We start from the raw sequence: 15,562 nt of genomic DNA, 5'->3' as shown, positions 1-15,562 counted from the left end.
GTTGCACAAAGCGACGCCCGCCGTCTGAACGAAGGAAGCCGACGTGCTGTCCCTGCCGATCCTCGCCCTTGCCGTCGCTTCATTCGGCATCGGCACCACCGAATTCGTCATCATGGGCCTGTTGCCGGAGGTGGCGCACGGCTTCGGTGTCACCATCCCACAGGCCGGCTACCTCGTGTCCGGCTACGCCATGGGCGTCGTTGTCGGCGCGCCGATCGTGGCGATCGCCACCGCGGGTTTGCCCCGGAAGACGGCCCTGCTCGCCCTGATGGCGGTCTTCCTGATCGGCAACGTCGGCTGCGCCTTGGCGCCGAGCTACGGCCTGCTGATGGCGGCCCGGATCGTCACCGCCTTCGCGCACGGGGCGTTCTTCGGCATCGGCGCCGTGGTGGCGCGCGATCTGGTGCCGCGCGAGAAGCGGACCCAGGCGGTTTCGCTGATGTTCGCCGGGCTGACCCTGGCCAACGTCCTCGGTGTGCCGTTGGGAACGGCCCTGGGTCAGGTCACCGGATGGCGCTCGACTTTCTGGGCCGTGGTGGTGATCGGCCTGCTGGCCGGGCTGGCGATCCAGCTGTTCGTGCCCGCCGGTCTGCCCGGTACCCGCGGCGGCCTGGTCAAGGAGTTCCGGGCACTCGGGCGCTGGCCGGTGCTGCGGCCGATGCTGATCTCGACCCTCTCCTCGGTCAGCTTCTTCACGGTGTTCACCTACATCACGCCGTTCCTCACCGGCGTGAGCGGGTTCTCGTCGCAGGGCGTCACCGGGGTATTGTTCGCCGCCGGTATCGGCCTCACGGTCGGCAACCTCGCGGGCGGCCACTTCGCCGATCGGGGCCTGATGGCCACGATCATCGGCGGGTTCATCGGCATCGTCGCGGTGCTGCTGGTCCTGGCGGCGGTCGCCCACCACGCCATCCCGACCGTCGCCGTGCTGGTCCTGTGGTCCGGCCTCGCCTTCGCGCTGGTCTCGCCGCTGCAGATCTGGGTGGTCGAGGCCGCCAGCGACGCGCCGAACCTTGCCTCCACGCTGAATCAGGGTGCGTTCAACCTCGGCAACGCCACCGGCGCCTGGATCGGCGGCACCGCCCTGACGTTCGGGGCGGGCTACGGCCAGCTTCCCTTGCTCGCAGCCGCCGTCTCGATCCTGGGCCTCGGCCTGACGGTCACCGCCGTCAGCCGAAGCGGCCGCCGGATTTTCTCTGCCTCGACGCCGGGCGCCTGACCACCGGGCGACCCTTCAATCCGCCCGGACCAGATCGCCGAGCAGGCTCGCCGCCACCGTGGCCTTTGAGACAGTGAGGCCCGAGGCGCTGATCGCGTCGACAGCATCACGGATGCGGACCAGCGGCGCGCCCCGGGCCTTGGCCCAGGCCTCGACCGCCTCGGGCCCGGCGCCGAGATCGGCCACCACCTCGGCCGTGAGCTTGCGGTGCGCGGCGGCGATGCCGGCCACCGCGCGCTCCAGCGCGACCCGGTCGAACGTATCGGCCACCGGCACGGTTCGCGCCGCGGCGGCGAGCTCGTCGAGGCGGAACGCGTGTTCCAGGGCGAAATGCGTCGCCGCCACCTCCTCGACCGGGCGGCCGCTGGCCTCGGCGACGCGCACGATGTCGGGCGCGGATATCAGGGCGTCGAGGGAGGCGAGCCGCCGGGCCTGCTGCCGGGCCATGCCGTGGCCTTCGAGCTCCGACGCGCGGTTGCCGATGGCGGTGAGCGCCTCGGCGTCGAGCACCTTCGGCAACGCCGCCTCCACGGCCGCCACGCCGTCGCGGTAGCGCGCAACCAGGGGGGCGAGACCCCCGGTCAAGTCGAGGTTGCGAATGAACCAGACGATCCGGTTGGTAAGCAGGCCCTGCACCTCGGCATAGAGGCCGAGCTGGTCCTGTCCGGACAGGCCGCCGCCCAAACCGTCGATAGCGAGGTTCAACTCCATCAGCCCGAAGGCGTCGCGGGTGATCGCGTAGGCCTTGGCGATGGTCGCGGCGTCCGCCCCGGTGCCGTCGATCAGCCGGGTGACCAGGGACGGGCCGCCGCGGTTGACGATGATGTTGGCGAGCGCCGTCGAGATGATCTCGCGGCGCAGCCGGTGGCCCTTCACGGCATCGGGGAACTGCTCGCGGAGCGCCTTCGGGAAGTAGCGCTGCAATTCGCGATCGAAATACGGGTCGTTCGGCACCGTGCTGGCCAGGATCGCGTCGTGCAGCGACAGCTTCGCGTAGGCGAGCAGCACGGCGTATTCCGGCCGGGTCAGCCCCTCGCCGCGGCGCATCCGCTCAGTGATCGTCGCATCGTCGGGCAGGTATTCCACGGCGCGGTCGAGGCGCCCTTCGGCCTCCAGCGCCTGCATGGTGCGCATCGCGAAGCCGGTCTCGCCGAGGCCGCCGCGCTGGGCGAGCGACAGGGCGAGGGTCTGCAATTCGTTGTTGCGCAGGACCAACCGTCCGACCTCGTCGGTCATCGTGGCGAGCAATGTGTTGCGCGCCGCATAGTCGAGCCGCCCATCCCGCTCGGGGACCATGAGGGCGATCTTGATGTTCACCTCGACGTCGGAGGTGTTCACGCCGGCGGAATTGTCGATCGCGTCGGTGTTGAGCCGGATCCCGGCCCGGGCCGCCTCGATGCGCCCGCGTTGGGTGAGGCCGAGATTGGCCCCCTCGCCGACAGCCTTCACCCGCAGCTCCGGCCCGGTGATGCGCACGGCGTCGTTGGCGCGGTCGCCGGCATCCTCGTCGGTCTCGGCGGTGGCGCGGACGTAGGTGCCGATGCCGCCGAACCAGAGCAGGTCGGCCGGCGCCTTCAGGATTGCCTGCATCAGCTCGGTCGGCGTCGCCTCGGCCCGGTCGAACCCCAGGGCGGCTTGGACGGCCGGAGAAAGCGGCACGGTCTTGAGGCTGCGCGCGAACACGCCGCCGCCCTGCGAGATCAGCGCCGTGTCGTAATCCGCCCAGGACGAGCGGCCGAGGTCGAACAGGCGCCTACGCTCGGCGAAGCTCTTCGCCGCGTCGGGGTTCGGGTCGAGGAAGATGTCGCGGTGGTCGAAGGCCGCCACCAGGCGGATGCTCTCGGACAGCAGCATGCCGTTGCCGAACACGTCGCCGGACATGTCGCCGACTCCGACCACGGTGATCGGGTCGGTCTGGACGTCGGTGTCGATCTCGCGGAAGTGGCGGCGCACCGCCTCCCAGGCACCCCGGGCGGTGATGCCCATGCCTTTGTGGTCGTAGCCTTGGCTGCCGCCGGACGCGAAGGCGTCGCCGAGCCAATGGCCCTTCTCCAGGGAAAGCGCGTTGGCGATGTCCGAGAAGGTGGCGGTGCCCTTGTCGGCCGCCACCACTAGGTAGGCGTCGTCGGGGTCGTGCCGCACCGTGTCCGGCGGCGGCACGATCGCCTGATCCACGATGTTGTCGGTGAGTTCGAGCAGGGTGCGGATGAACAGCCGGTAGCTCTCGGTGCCCTCCTGCATCCAGGCCGCCCGGTCCGAGGCCGGGGGCAGGCGCTTGGGGAAGAAGCCGCCCTTGGCGCCCACAGGCACGATCACGGCGTTCTTGACCTGCTGCGCCTTCACCAGGCCCAGGATCTCGGTGCGGAAATCCTCCGGCCGGTCGGACCAGCGCAGGCCGCCGCGGGCGACGTAGCCGAAGCGCAGGTGCACGCCCTCGACCCGGGGCGAATAGACGAAGATCTCGAAGAACGGCCGCGGCAGCGGCATCGCCGTCACCTTGGCGCAGGCGAACTTGAAGCTGATCGTCTCCCGGGGGCGATCACCCTCGGCCTTCTGGAAGAAGTTGGTCCGCACCGCGGCCTCGACCAGATTGACGAACCGGCGCAGGATCCGGTCGTCGTCCAGGCTGGTGACGTCGCCGAGCGCCTCCTCGATCAGGGCACGGGTCTCGGCTTCGCGTGCGGCCCGGTCGCCGTCGATCAGCGGGTCGAAGCGTGTCCGGAACAGGCTGACGATCGCCCGGGCGATCCCGGGATGCCGGCTCAGCGTTCCGGCCATGTAGTCCTGGCCGTAGCGGATGCGCAGCTGGCGCAGGTAGCGCCCGAGCGCCCGGAGCAGGGCGGCATCGCGCCAGGGCAGGGCGGCTTCCAGCACCAGCCGGTTGTAGCCGTCCGATTCCGCCGCACCGTCGGCCAGCGCCAGCATCGCCTCCTCGAGGGGCTGCTCCAGCGTAGCAAGGTCGATCGCGGCGCCGCTGGCCCGCTCGATCCGCATGTCGTGCAGCCAGACCCGGGCGGATTCGTCGAGCCCGGCCGGGCGGACCTGGTAGGTTCGCTCATCGATGACGCGGAAGCCGAGGTTCTCCAGCACCGGCACGCGGTCGGAGAGGGCGATCGCGGTGCCGCGGGAGAACACCTTTAGGCGGACCTGCGCATCCGAATCGCCCGCCCGGCGGCCGAGATGCACCGCGCGCGGCTGCACGTCGCTCAGTGCCTCCAGGATGGCGATGTCGGCGACCACTGCATCGGACTGGAAGTTGTCCCGGTAGGCCGCCGTGAACGCCTCCGCGTAGCGCGACGCGAGCCGGCGAGCCCGGCCGCCGTCGTGGGCCTCTGCCAGGGCCGCACTGAGGGCGTCGCCCCAGGTGCGGACCAGGGCGGCGATTCCGGCCTCCAGCGCTGCGGGGTCCTGCTCGGGCATGCCCTCCTCGGGCAGACCGATGATGTAGTGGGTCCGGGCCAGCGGGCCTTCGGGCAGTTCCGAGTAGGCCGCGCTCGGGCGGCCGCCATAGGCCTCGGCCAGGTAGGCGCCGATTCGGGCGCTCACCGTCGAGTCGAACCGGTCCTTCGGCACGAACACCAGCAGCGAGACGAAGCGGCCGAACCGGTCCGGGCGCGACAGCACGCGCAGCCGCGGCCGGTCGGCGAGGTTGGCGATCGCCAGGGTGAACCGGTACAGCCGGTCTATATCGATCTGGAATAGCTCGTCCCGCGGATAGGTCTCCAGGACCGCCAGGAGGCTGCGCCCGGCATGGCTGGTCGGGTCCAGGCCGGCCCGCTCGGCCACCGCCTCGACCTTGCGGCGCAGGACCGGCACCTCGCGCGCCGGGCTGGTATAGGCCGCGGCCGTGAACAGGCCGACGATCCGCACCTCGCCCGACAGCTTGCCGGTTTTCGAGAACAGCTTCACGCCGATATAGTCGAGATAGGAGACCCGGTGGACCCGGGACTTCGCGCTCGCCTTGGTGATGATCAGCGCCTGCGGCTCCTCCAGGAAGGCGAGGATCTCGGGCGTGTAGTCGACCGGCGTCCGGCCCCGGCGCAGCGGCGTGGCGCCCGGATCGCGCAGCACCCCGAGGCTGGAGCCCTCGATCAGCGGATGGCCGTCGCCCTCGATACCGTGCTGGCGCATGCCCAGCACCAGGAACTGCCCGTCCGTCAGCCAGTCGAGGAACGCGCGCGCCTCGGCGACCTCGGCCTCCGGCAGCGGGGAGGGGGCGCGGCCCAGGCTTTCGGACAGTGCGGAGATGCGGGCTAGCATCGCGTCGTGGTCGTCGCCCGCCAGGGCCACGTCCCGATAGACCTGAGCGAGGGCCTCCTCCAGCCGCGCCCGGGCCTCGCCGTCGAGGCGGCCGAGATGGAGGTGGATGAAGCTTTCGCGCGCCAGGCTGCCATGGGCATCCGCGGTCGTCTCGCCGACCACGCGCACCAGCGCCCCGGACGCGTCGCGCTCGACCCCGAGGATCGGGTGGGCGACGAGATCCGGCGTCAGGCCCTGCTCGGTCAGCTCGGCCAGGGTCGAATCCAACAGGAACGGTCGGTTGTCGTTGATGACCTCGATGATCGTCACCTCGCGCGACCGGCCGTCCCGAACAAGCTCGGTGTCGCTCAGGCGCAGTCGGGCCGGATCGCCGGGCTTGCGCGGCTCTGACAGGAACGCGCGGGCGCGGACCGCGAGCTCGGCCAAGGAATCGCCCGGGTAGGGGGCCACGTCCTCGGGGGTCACGCGCCCGAACAGGTCGCGGACGAAGCCGCCGGGGCCGCCCCTCTGTGCCACGATCTCGGCCGCAGCCTCGATGAGTCCGGACCGGGCCGATTTCTGTTCCGAGGACGACAACGCCGTGGAAGTTTCGAGTGTCATCGCGCCTCTCACGAACCGGGAGCCTGCCGGCGCAGCGTTATCAGGGAGATCCGCCGTGTCGATGACAGCGTGACGGATTTCCCTATCGCTGCATGTCGAACCGGCCGAACCGTCAGGGCCGGCTTGTCGCGCTGCATATCCGTGCATATACACGCATCGTGATGACGGATCGTCCGAGCGAGCCCTGCACCTGTTCCGCTCTGCGCCGTGCCACGCGGGCGGTGACCACGATCTATGACGAGGCGCTGCGTCCCTGCGGGCTGCGCGTCACCCAATTCGCGATTCTGCGCCTGCTCGACCGTCTGGGTCCCAGCCCGGTGACGCGGCTCGCCGCTGAAGCCGCCCTGGAACGCACCACGATGGGCCGCAACCTCGATCCGCTGGAGCGGCGTGGCCTCGTGCGGATCGAAGCCGGCGAAGCGGATGCGCGCGCTCGCGTGGTCTCGCTGACGGACGCCGGACGCGCCGCCCTGGCGGCGGCAATCCCCCATTGGCGGGTCGCGCAAGGGCGCATCAACGCGCGAATTGAACCCGCCGCCGTCGCGGCTCTGACCGAAGCCCTCACAGCCGCCCCCTGACACGCCGCCGGCCGTCTCAACACCCCGGAGCCCGAACATGCCCGTTCCCGTCGAGACGCTGCCCGCGCCGCCCCCCGTGCCGCGCCTCCATTATGCCTGGATCGTGGTCGCGGTGACCTTCCTGGTGCTGCTGATCGGGGCGGGGGTTCGCGCGACGCCGAGCGTGCTGATCGTTCCGTGGGAGCGGGAATTCGGCTGGACGGCCGCCACGATCAGCGTCGGCATCGCGCTTAACATCTTCCTGTACGGCATGATCGGGCCGTTCGCGGTGGCGATCATCGAGCGCTTCGGCCTGCGCACCGCAGTGTGCTGCTCGCTCTTCGTCCTGGCCGTCGGCACGGCCGCCACCAGCCTGATGACGGCGCCGTGGCAGATGGTGCTGCTCTGGGGCATCGTGGTCGGATCGGGCTCCGGCATGGTCGCCAACGTGCTCGGCGCCACCGTGGCGGGCCGCTGGTTCGGCAAGCGGCGCGGCCTCGTGGTCGGGCTGCTCACCGCCAGCAGCGCCACCGGGCAGCTGATCTTCCTGCCGATGCTGGCTTCGCTGGCCGTCGGATCGGGCTGGCGCTCGGTCTCGCTTCTGGTTGCGGCCGTGACCCTGCTGCTGATCCCGCTGGCGGCCCTGCTGCTGCGCGACCGGCCGGCCGATCTCGGCCTGCCCCGCTACGGCGAGACCACGATCACGCCGACCCCGGTGCTCACCGAGAACCCAGCGGTGCGTGCCCTGCGCGGTCTGCGGACCGGCCTCAAATCGAAGGATTTCTGGCTGCTCTCGGGCACGTTCTTCATCTGCGGCGCCTCGACCAACGGGCTGATCGGCACCCACCTGATTCCGGCCTGCATCGATCACGGGATCGCCGAGGTCACGGCCGCGGGCCTGCTCGCGGTGATGGGCATCTGCGACCTGATCGGCACCACGGCCTCGGGCTGGCTCACCGACCGGTTCGATTCCCGCAAGCTCTTGGCTTGGTATTACGGCCTACGCGGCCTGTCGCTGATCTTCCTGCCCTACTCGTTCGACCTCAGCTTCTACGGCCTATCCCTGTTCGCGGTGTTTTACGGGCTCGACTGGATCGCCACCGTGCCGCCCACCGTGCAGCTCGCCGGAAAGTCCTTCGGCGAGGAGAATGCCGCGCTGATGTTCGGCTGGATCGCAGCCGCCCACCAGATCGGCGCCGCCTCGGCCGCCTGGCTCGCCGGCATGGTCCGGACCGATACCGGGACCTATCTCGGCGCCTTCGTGTCGGCCGGCTTGCTCTGCCTGGTCGCCGCCCTGATGGCGGGCTTCGTCGGGCGCAACCCCCGGGAGCCGGCCCTGCGCCCGCTGCCGGCCTGAGCTGCACCGCGCAGGCACGTCGGCCATAAGCGTGCCGCGAAGGGGGCGCCTCCGTCGGGCGATTCCTTCGCAGCACGAGGGCGTATTGTGACAATCGCGATCCGGCCTAACCCGCCGGTCCAGGACGTTCCTGCCGCGCAGACCCGGTCGGGACCGGGCTTCACCGAGTTCGTCGCCATCATCGCGCTGATGATGGCGGTCACCGCCATCTCCATCGACAACCTGCTGCCGGCCTTCCCGGCGATCGAGGCCCGGTTCTCCGTGCCCGATCCGAACCGGCTGCAGCTCCTCGTTTACGTGTTCATGGCGGGATTCGGAATCGCCCAGCTCGCCTACGGGCCGATCTCGGACACCTTCGGGCGCCGGAAGGTCCTCCTGGCGAGCCTTGCGATCTACGTCGTGGGCTGCGGGCTCGCCATGGTGGCGCCGAGCTTCGGCTGGCTGCTGGCGGCCCGGGTCATCCAGGGCATCGGCGCAGCGGGTGGGCGCGTGCTCTCGGTGGCGATCGTGCGCGACCGGTTCGCCGGACGCGAGATGGCGAGCGTGATGTCGCTCACCATGATGGTTTTCCTGATCGTCCCCATGATCGCCCCGGCGATCGGCGGCCTGATGCTGGCGCTGGGGTCGTGGGTCTACGTGTTCGTCTCGATGCTGGCTTTGGCCTTCTGGCTGACCGCCTGGTTCTCGCTGCGGATGCCGGAGACCCTGCACCCGGAATATCGTCGCCCGCTCTCCCTCGGGGCGACCTGGGACGCGGTGCGCACCACCGTGACGACCCGGGTCTCCATCGGCTACGCCACGGCGCTCGGCCTGCTCACCGGCTGCATCATGGGCTATGTCGGATCGGCCCAGCAGGTGTTCGACACCGGGCTGTACCATCTCGGGCCGCTGTTCCCCCTGGCCTTCGGGCTGGTGGCCGGCGCCATGGGGGCGGCGACGCTGATCAACGCCCGGATCGTCCGGCGGCTCGGGATGCGGGCGCTCTCGCATGCCGGCATCATCGCCTTCACGCTGGTGGCCCTGGCCCAGGTCGGCGTCGGGCTCGCCTATCACGGCCACCCGCCGCTCGCGGCGTTCCTGTCGATCCTGGCGGCCAACCAGTTCCTGATGAGCTTCGCGCTGCCGAACTTCAACGCCCTGGCGCTCGAGCCGCTCGGCGCCATCGCGGGCACGGCCTCGTCGTTCGTCGGGTTCTACACCACGATGCTGGGGGCGTTCTCGGGTTACGTGATCGGCCAGGCCTTCGACGGGACCGTGCTGCCGGTCGGGATCGGCTACGCTACCCTCGGGGGCCTGGCGCTGCTGGTGGTGCTTTGGACCGAGCGCGGCCGATTGTTCCGGGGCGGGGTGGCGGGTTGAGCGTTCGGACTTAACCCAGCCTTTAAACCAATATGGCACCCTCCGGTCAGCCCTAACAGCCGACCGGACTCGACCATGATCGCCCGCGCCCAGGACGGAACCCTTCTCGCCGCGCGCCTGCTCCTGGCCGCGGCACTCCTGCCGACGGGTATCGCCCGGGCGCTCAACGTCTCGGGCTTCGCGCTGACGCTCGCCGGCAGCGGCATGCCGTTCCCGAACGGCGTCGCCACCGCGGCCGTCGTCGTGCAGGTCTTCGGCCCGCTCGCCCTGATCCTCGGCGTTCTGCCGCGCCTGACCGGTCTGGCCCTCGCGGTCTTCGCCGCGGTGACGGCCGTGATGCTGCACGCCTTCTGGCAATATGTCGGACCGGCCGCAGTCGCCGAGCGAACACTGATGCTGGCCGATCTCGGCCTCGCGGGCGGGTTCCTGATCTATGCGCTGACGGGCCCCGGCGCCTTCAGCTGGCAGGGCTGGCGCGCCGGCGTCGCGACGGAGCGACTGACTCCGCAGCGCGCTGCCGCCAAGGCACCCGCCAAGAGCTCGGCGGCACGGGGCGGCGCCGGCAAGAAATCCGGTGGCCGCACGCCGGCGCGCGCCGCGGCCTGATCGGGTCAGCTCGCCCGCGGCTTTATCTCGGCCGAAGCCGGCGGGGTCGCGGCGACCATCCTGCGGCCCGAGATCTCGGCCCCGGCATCGGGCGTCAGCTTGCGGAAGGCCAGCACCGAGGCCGCCGACAAGACAGCCACGGCGAAGAAGGCCGGCCCAAAATCGCCGGCCTCGATCGTGGTCCGGCCGTGGAAGCCGGCGGCGCCCTCGAGCGCCAGCGCGCCGAGGGTCACGCCGAGGCTCAGCGAAAGCTGCTGGCAGACGCTGGCGAAGCTCGTGGCCGCGCTCATCTCACGGGATTCGAGGTCGGCATACGCGATGGCATTGACGCAGGTGAACTGCACCGAGCGCGAGCAGCCGCCCAGGAACAGCAGCGCGATCATGATCCAGTGCGGCGTGTCGGCGGTGTAGAGCCCGTTCACCGCCAGGAAGGCCGAAGCCAGCACGGCATTGAAGACCATCACGGCGCGGAATCCCAGGCGGCGCAGGATCTTGGGCGCGAGGGTCTTTACGAACATCGCGCCGGCCGCCGCCGCGAAGGTTATCAATCCTGAATGCAGGGCGTCGAGCCCGAACCCGACCTGCAGCATCAGCGGCAGCAGGAACGGGATCGCGCCGGTCCCGACCCGGAACAGGCTGCCGCCCAAGATCGCGACCCGGAAAGTCGGGCGGTTCATCAGGTCCAGCCGCACGATCGGGTGGGCGGCCCGCCGCGCATGCGCGACGTAGAGCGGCAGCAGGATCGCCCCCGCGGCGAGGCATCCCCAGGAGACCGAGGCCGGAAGCAGATGGCGTCCCATCGAGGCCAGCCCCAGCATCAGGGCGGCGAGACCGGTGCCGAGCACGAAGAAGCCGATCAGGTCGAGGGGCGGACGCTCCGGCTCGCGCACATCCTCGAAGTACAGGCTCGCCAGCACAATTCCGGCAACGCCGATCGGCAGATTGATGAAGAAGATCCAGCGCCAGTCGAACCAGGTGGTGATCAGCCCACCCAGCGGCGGTCCGAGCACCGGGCCGACCAGCGCCGGGAAGGTCAGGTAGGCCAGAGCGGTCACCAGCTGCGACTTCGGCACGCTGCGCAGCACAACGAGGCGCCCGACCGGCACCATCATGGCCCCGCCCATGCCCTGGAGGAACCGCGCTGCGACGAACCACGCCAGCCCGTTAGCCGCCGCGCAGGCGAGCGATCCCAGCATGAACACGACGAGCGCGGCCCGGAAGACCGTGCGCGAGCCATAGCGGTCGGCCATCCATCCGCTCACCGGGATGAAGATCGCCAGGCTGACCAGATAGGAAGTCAGCGCCAGCTTCAGGGCGATCGGATCCTCGCCGAGGCTTGCCGCGATGCTCGGCAGCGCCGTGGCGATCACCGTGGAATCGGTGTTCTCCATGAACAGGGCGGTGGCCACCGTCAGGGGGACGATCCAGAGCGGTCTTTGGGTCGAGGCAGGCATCGGACAGCAGACGCGTGTCGTGCCGAGACGGTTGCACGGCGGGGCCGCGAACTCGCACGGTCGTGTTTCGCGCCTGTATCCGCAACGCAACAGGGGTTGCGTCGTGACCGAACACCACCTTTTGTGCGCGTGATCCAATGGCTACGTTTAGCGCGAGCGGTCTTCCGGCCGTCGATACCGGCGCGGTGCCGGCCACGAGACACTCGATGCAGCCCAGTCCGAGCAAGCGCCGTTCCCTGTCGCGGCTCGCCGCCGCCGTCGCGCTCCTGTCGACGGTCACGGCCTGCGGCACCGTGCTGCTCAACGACCGCGGTTCGCTCACCCGCTACGATCGGCTGCAGGCGAGCAGCGCCGTCGCCTCGGCCTCGCGGCTCTACGTGGACCGGCCGGCCCTGGCCAAGGCCCGCACCGTGCGGATCATCCCGACCGCGTTCCACGCTGACGTCGCGGGCGCCGCGCCGCTCACTCAGGCGGAACGCCGCCTGATCGCGAACGCGGCCGACCGCGCGCTCTGTTACGACCTGTCGCTGCGCTACGACGTGGTGACCGGTCGCGACGCCGATCTCACCGTGCGGGCGCAGGTCACCCGGGTCGAGCCAACAGACCTGCTCGGCGCGGGCGCCACCATCGCGGGCTCGGCCGGCGTGACGGTGGCCTCGCAGGTGGGGCTTAGCGCCGTCGAAGGTATCGGCCGCATCCCGATTCCGCGCATCCCGATCGGGCTCGGCAGCCTCACGGTCGAGGCCGAGGCGTTGGATCGTCGTCGCGAGCAGCGCGCCGCGATGGTCTGGGGCGGGGCCGCGAACTCGTTCACGAGCCAGCCGCGCTTCTCGCGCGCCAGCGACGCCTACGACCTCGCCGGCGAGTTCGGCCAGGATTTCGGCTTCATGCTGGCCACCGGCGACGACCCGTTCAACGCCCCCAACACCCTGCCGACCTGGGACCGCATCCGGATCACCACGCTCGGCGAGGCACCGCTCGACCCCGATTGCGAGGCCTACGGCCGGGCGCCGGGCATCGACGGCATCCTGGGCGACTATATCGGCCTGCCGCCGGAATACACCGACAGGGGCGCTGCCGTTCCGGCAACACGCTGACCCGACCGCCGGTACAAAAAAGCGGGGGAGCCATGCGCGATTTCCCGCTGCGGCGCGGCGACGGCGCATTGGCGCGGCCGCGGACCCCATGATACTGGCACTTGCCAACCCGATCCCGCTGCGCACCCCCTCAAAGCGCGGCCGTCCGAGGAAAGTTGGCACATGGCCCGAGTCGATTCCGCCACGATCATCGAAGGCCTGACCTTCGACGACGTGCTCCTGCGGCCCGCCGCCTCCTCGGTGATGCCGACCGAGGTCAACGTCGCTTCGCGGCTGACCCGCTCGATCCCGCTGAACCTGCCGATCCTCGCCTCCGCCATGGACACGGTCACCGAGGCGCCGATGGCCATCGCCATGGCGGCCAACGGCGGCATGGGGGTGATCCATCGCAACCTGGAGCCCGCAGAGCAGGCCGAGCAAGTCCGTCTCGTCAAGAAGTACGAGTCCGGCATGGTGATGAACCCCATCACCATCCATCCCGACGAGACCCTGGCCGACGCCTTCGAGGTGATGAAGCGCAACCGCATCTCCGGGATTCCGGTGGTGGAGCGCGGGCCCAACGGCTCACGGGGCAAGCTGGTCGGCATCCTGACCAACCGCGACGTCCGCTTCGCGACGAACCCCGCACAGCCGGTTGCCGAGCTGATGACCCGGGATCGGCTGATCACCGTCCGCGAGGGCGTGACCCAGGACGAGGCCAAGCGCCTCCTGCACCAGTTCCGCATCGAGAAGCTGCTGGTGGTCGACGACCATTACCGCTGCATCGGCCTGATCACCGTCAAGGACATCGAGAAGCGCGTGACCTACCCGTTCGCCGTCAAGGACGAGCAGGGCCGGCTGCGGGTCGCCGCCGCGACCACCACGGGCGACAGCGGCTTCGAGCGGGCCGAGCGCCTGATCGACGCCGGCTGCGACGTGATCGTGGTCGACACCGCCCACGGCCATTCGATCAAGGTGCTCGACGCCGTCGCCCGGGTGAAGCAGCTCTCCAACGCCGTCCAGGTGATCGCCGGCAACGTCGCCACCCGCGAGGGCACCAAGGCGCTGATCGACGCGGGCGCGGACGCCATCAAGGTCGGCATCGGCCCGGGCTCGATCTGCACCACCCGCATCGTGGCGGGCGTGGGCGTGCCCCAGCTCACCGCCCTGCTTGAGGCCGTGGAGGCCGCCGGCGAGGCCGACATCCCGGTCATCGCCGACGGCGGCATCAAGTATTCCGGCGACCTCGCCAAGGCGATCGCGGCCGGCGCCTCGGTGGCGATGCTCGGCTCTCTGCTGGCCGGCACCGACGAGGCGCCCGGCGAGGTGTTTCTGTACCAGGGCCGCTCGTACAAGTCGTACCGGGGCATGGGCTCAGTGGGCGCCATGGCCCGCGGCTCGGCCGACCGCTACTTCCAGGCCGAAGTCAACGACACCCACAAGCTCGTGCCGGAGGGTATCGAGGGCCAGGTCCCCTACAAGGGCCCGGTCGGCAACGTCCTGCACCAGCTCGCCGGCGGCCTGCGCGCCGCCATGGGCTATGTCGGCGGCGCGACCATCCCGGATTTCCAGGAGCGGGCGCAGTTCATCCGCATTACCAATGCCGGCCTCCGCGAGAGCCACGTCCACGACGTGACCATCACCCGCGAGAGCCCGAACTACCCGTCGCGGACCTGACGCCCACGTTCGATGTGGTCACGAAGCGTCCCCTCGCCCGCGGCGGCGAGGGGACAGGCACGTCAGCCTAGGCCCACCGATCATCACCGCCTTGACTCGGTCCGGTGGGCGACCTCCGATGGCTGGGCCGGCACGGACCGATGCGGCCGACAACGATCTCGCCCCGGAGAGACCCAATGCGCACGCTGATCGTCGGAGCCGGGGCGACCGGCGGCTATTACGGGGCGCGGCTCGCGGAATCGGGGTCGGACGTGACCTTCCTGGTCCGGCCGGCCCGGGCCGAGAAACTGGCGGTGAACGGGCTGGTGCTGCGCTCGCCACTGGGCGACCTGCATCTGCCCGCGCCGCCCACCGTCACGGCCGACACGCTGGCCCAGGCGGGCGCGTTCGACCTCGTGCTGCTCTCCTGCAAGGCCTACGACCTCGACAGCGCCCTCGCCGACCTCGCGCCTGCCATAGGCGAGGGCACCGCGATCCTGCCGCTGCTGAACGGGATGTCCCATCTCGACGCGCTCGACGCCAAGTTCGGCGCTGCGCGGGTGCTGGGCGGCTCCTGCGCCATCGCGGCGACCCTCGCGCCGGACGGCGCGATCCGGCACATGAGCGAGCTGTGCAGCATCACCTACGGCGAGCGCGACGGGTCGCGCTCGGCCCGCATCGAGGCCGTCGATGACCTGATGCGCGGCCTGAAGTTCCAGGCGCGCCTCAGCGACGTGATCCTGCAGGAGATGTGGGAGAAATGGGTGTTCCTGGCGACGCTCGCGGGCGCGACGACGCTGATGCGGGCCGCGGTCGGCGACATCGTGGCTGCGCCCGGCGGCACGGCCTTCATCGTCGCCCTTCACGCCGAATGCACGGCGGTGGCCGCGGCGAGTGGGTTCGAGCCGCGCGGAGTCGTCGCCGAGCGGGCTCGGGCGCAGCTCACCGCGGAGGGCTCGACCTTCACGGCCTCGATGCTGCGCGACATCGAGAACGGCGGCCGGATCGAGGCAGACCACGTGATCGGCGACCTGATCGCCCGGGGTGGCCGCCTCAGTCCGGAGGCGGCCTTCCCGCTGCTCGGTCAGGTTTATGCCGGCCTGAAGGCCTATGAGGCCCGGCGAGCTAGGGAGGCGGCCTGAGCCGCGCGCCGCAACCGTCCGGTTTTATCCAGCGACACGATCGAGAGATCCGCTGGTCCCGGATGTCTGCGACGGCAACTCTGGAAGGGCGCTTCCGGCTTTCGCGCTGCCGGCCGGAGGCCTCCCCCAAGGCCTCCGCTTCGCTCCGTCACACCGGGATGAGGTGGGGATGGGCGAGTCGTCGCTTCTTAGTAGCGGCCGGGCGGAGGCGGCGGAGGCGGGTTGCCGTATTCGAGCTGCGTCTTGGCATCCAGCGGCCGGCGCGGCGGCGGGGTG

At 70.4% G+C, this 15,562-nt stretch carries 10 protein-coding genes; 8 read left to right on the top strand and 2 right to left on the bottom strand.

The annotated features are described in order from the left end of the window. Nucleotides 1-43: 43 nt before the first annotated feature. Nucleotides 44-1,219, top strand: coding sequence for an MFS transporter (locus tag FV242_RS20280; RefSeq protein ID WP_147940151.1), 1,176 nt, complete (start codon nucleotides 44-46; stop codon nucleotides 1,217-1,219). Between the two features lie 15 nt (nucleotides 1,220-1,234). On the opposite strand, the gene FV242_RS20275 is transcribed toward FV242_RS20280, so the two are convergent. Then, nucleotides 1,235-6,079 (bottom strand): NAD-glutamate dehydrogenase, encoded by a 4,845-nt coding sequence (locus FV242_RS20275; RefSeq protein ID WP_147940150.1) that lies wholly within the window; start codon nucleotides 6,077-6,079, stop codon nucleotides 1,235-1,237. Nucleotides 6,080-6,171: 92 nt separating this feature from the next. Here FV242_RS20275 and FV242_RS20270 point away from each other — a divergent pair, with 92 nt between their 5' ends. The 4 genes from FV242_RS20270 (at nucleotide 6,172) to FV242_RS20255 (ending at nucleotide 9,958) form a co-directional block, all read left to right on the top strand. Further along, nucleotides 6,172-6,657 carry a MarR family winged helix-turn-helix transcriptional regulator gene (locus FV242_RS20270; protein WP_246692789.1) on the top strand — a complete coding sequence of 162 codons (486 nt, stop codon included), beginning with the start codon at nucleotides 6,172-6,174 and terminating at the stop codon, nucleotides 6,655-6,657. 37 nt (nucleotides 6,658-6,694) lie between these two features. After that, nucleotides 6,695-7,993: an MFS transporter gene (locus FV242_RS20265; RefSeq protein WP_147909775.1), complete on the top strand. Its 1,299-nt coding sequence runs from the start codon at nucleotides 6,695-6,697 to the stop codon at nucleotides 7,991-7,993. Nucleotides 7,994-8,080: 87 nt separating this feature from the next. After that, a complete protein-coding gene (locus FV242_RS20260; protein WP_187193559.1) occupies nucleotides 8,081-9,352 on the top strand; it encodes a multidrug effflux MFS transporter in 1,272 nt (423 codons plus the stop codon). A gap of 75 nt (nucleotides 9,353-9,427) precedes the next feature. Then, nucleotides 9,428-9,958, top strand: a complete 531-nt coding sequence (locus FV242_RS20255) for a DoxX family protein (protein WP_147940149.1) — start codon at nucleotides 9,428-9,430, stop codon at nucleotides 9,956-9,958. A 5-nt stretch (nucleotides 9,959-9,963) separates the two neighbouring features. Here FV242_RS20255 and FV242_RS20250 read toward each other — a convergent pair whose 3' ends face one another. Then, nucleotides 9,964-11,412 (bottom strand): MFS transporter, encoded by a 1,449-nt coding sequence (locus FV242_RS20250; RefSeq protein WP_147940148.1) that lies wholly within the window; start codon nucleotides 11,410-11,412, stop codon nucleotides 9,964-9,966. A 206-nt stretch (nucleotides 11,413-11,618) separates the two neighbouring features. On the opposite strand from FV242_RS20250, the gene FV242_RS20245 reads away from it, so the two are divergent. From FV242_RS20245 to panE, 3 genes are all read left to right on the top strand, one after another. Beyond that, the gene (locus FV242_RS20245) at nucleotides 11,619-12,509 is read left to right on the top strand and encodes a DUF3313 domain-containing protein (RefSeq protein WP_147909778.1); all 891 of its coding nucleotides are present in this window, start codon (nucleotides 11,619-11,621) and stop codon (nucleotides 12,507-12,509) included. A gap of 162 nt (nucleotides 12,510-12,671) precedes the next feature. Further along, nucleotides 12,672-14,165: an IMP dehydrogenase gene (guaB, locus tag FV242_RS20240; protein ID WP_147909779.1), complete on the top strand. Its 1,494-nt coding sequence runs from the start codon at nucleotides 12,672-12,674 to the stop codon at nucleotides 14,163-14,165. A gap of 176 nt (nucleotides 14,166-14,341) precedes the next feature. Beyond that, a complete protein-coding gene (gene panE, locus FV242_RS20235; protein WP_147940147.1) occupies nucleotides 14,342-15,286 on the top strand; it encodes a 2-dehydropantoate 2-reductase in 945 nt (314 codons plus the stop codon). The last annotated feature ends 276 nt before the right edge of the window (nucleotides 15,287-15,562 follow it).

Origin of the sequence: Methylobacterium sp. WL64, from assembly GCF_008039945.1 — a bacterium.
Lineage (GTDB): Bacteria > Pseudomonadota > Alphaproteobacteria > Rhizobiales > Beijerinckiaceae > Methylobacterium.
This window is presented reverse-complemented; position numbering and strand designations above follow the sequence as displayed.

What these genes read in the sequence shown, in the direction of transcription:
- FV242_RS20275 (WP_147940150.1), bottom strand. Translation starts at nt 6,079, where the DNA reads ATGACACTCGAAACTTCCACGGCGTTGTCGTCCTCGGAACAGAAATCG.
- FV242_RS20270 (WP_246692789.1), top strand. Translation starts at nt 6,172, where the DNA reads ATGTCGAACCGGCCGAACCGTCAGGGCCGGCTTGTCGCGCTGCATATC.
- FV242_RS20265 (WP_147909775.1), top strand. Translation starts at nt 6,695, where the DNA reads ATGCCCGTTCCCGTCGAGACGCTGCCCGCGCCGCCCCCCGTGCCGCGC.
- FV242_RS20255 (WP_147940149.1), top strand. Translation starts at nt 9,428, where the DNA reads ATGATCGCCCGCGCCCAGGACGGAACCCTTCTCGCCGCGCGCCTGCTC.
- FV242_RS20250 (WP_147940148.1), bottom strand. Translation starts at nt 11,412, where the DNA reads ATGCCTGCCTCGACCCAAAGACCGCTCTGGATCGTCCCCCTGACGGTG.
- FV242_RS20245 (WP_147909778.1), top strand. Translation starts at nt 11,619, where the DNA reads ATGCAGCCCAGTCCGAGCAAGCGCCGTTCCCTGTCGCGGCTCGCCGCC.
- guaB (WP_147909779.1), top strand. Translation starts at nt 12,672, where the DNA reads ATGGCCCGAGTCGATTCCGCCACGATCATCGAAGGCCTGACCTTCGAC.
- panE (WP_147940147.1), top strand. Translation starts at nt 14,342, where the DNA reads ATGCGCACGCTGATCGTCGGAGCCGGGGCGACCGGCGGCTATTACGGG.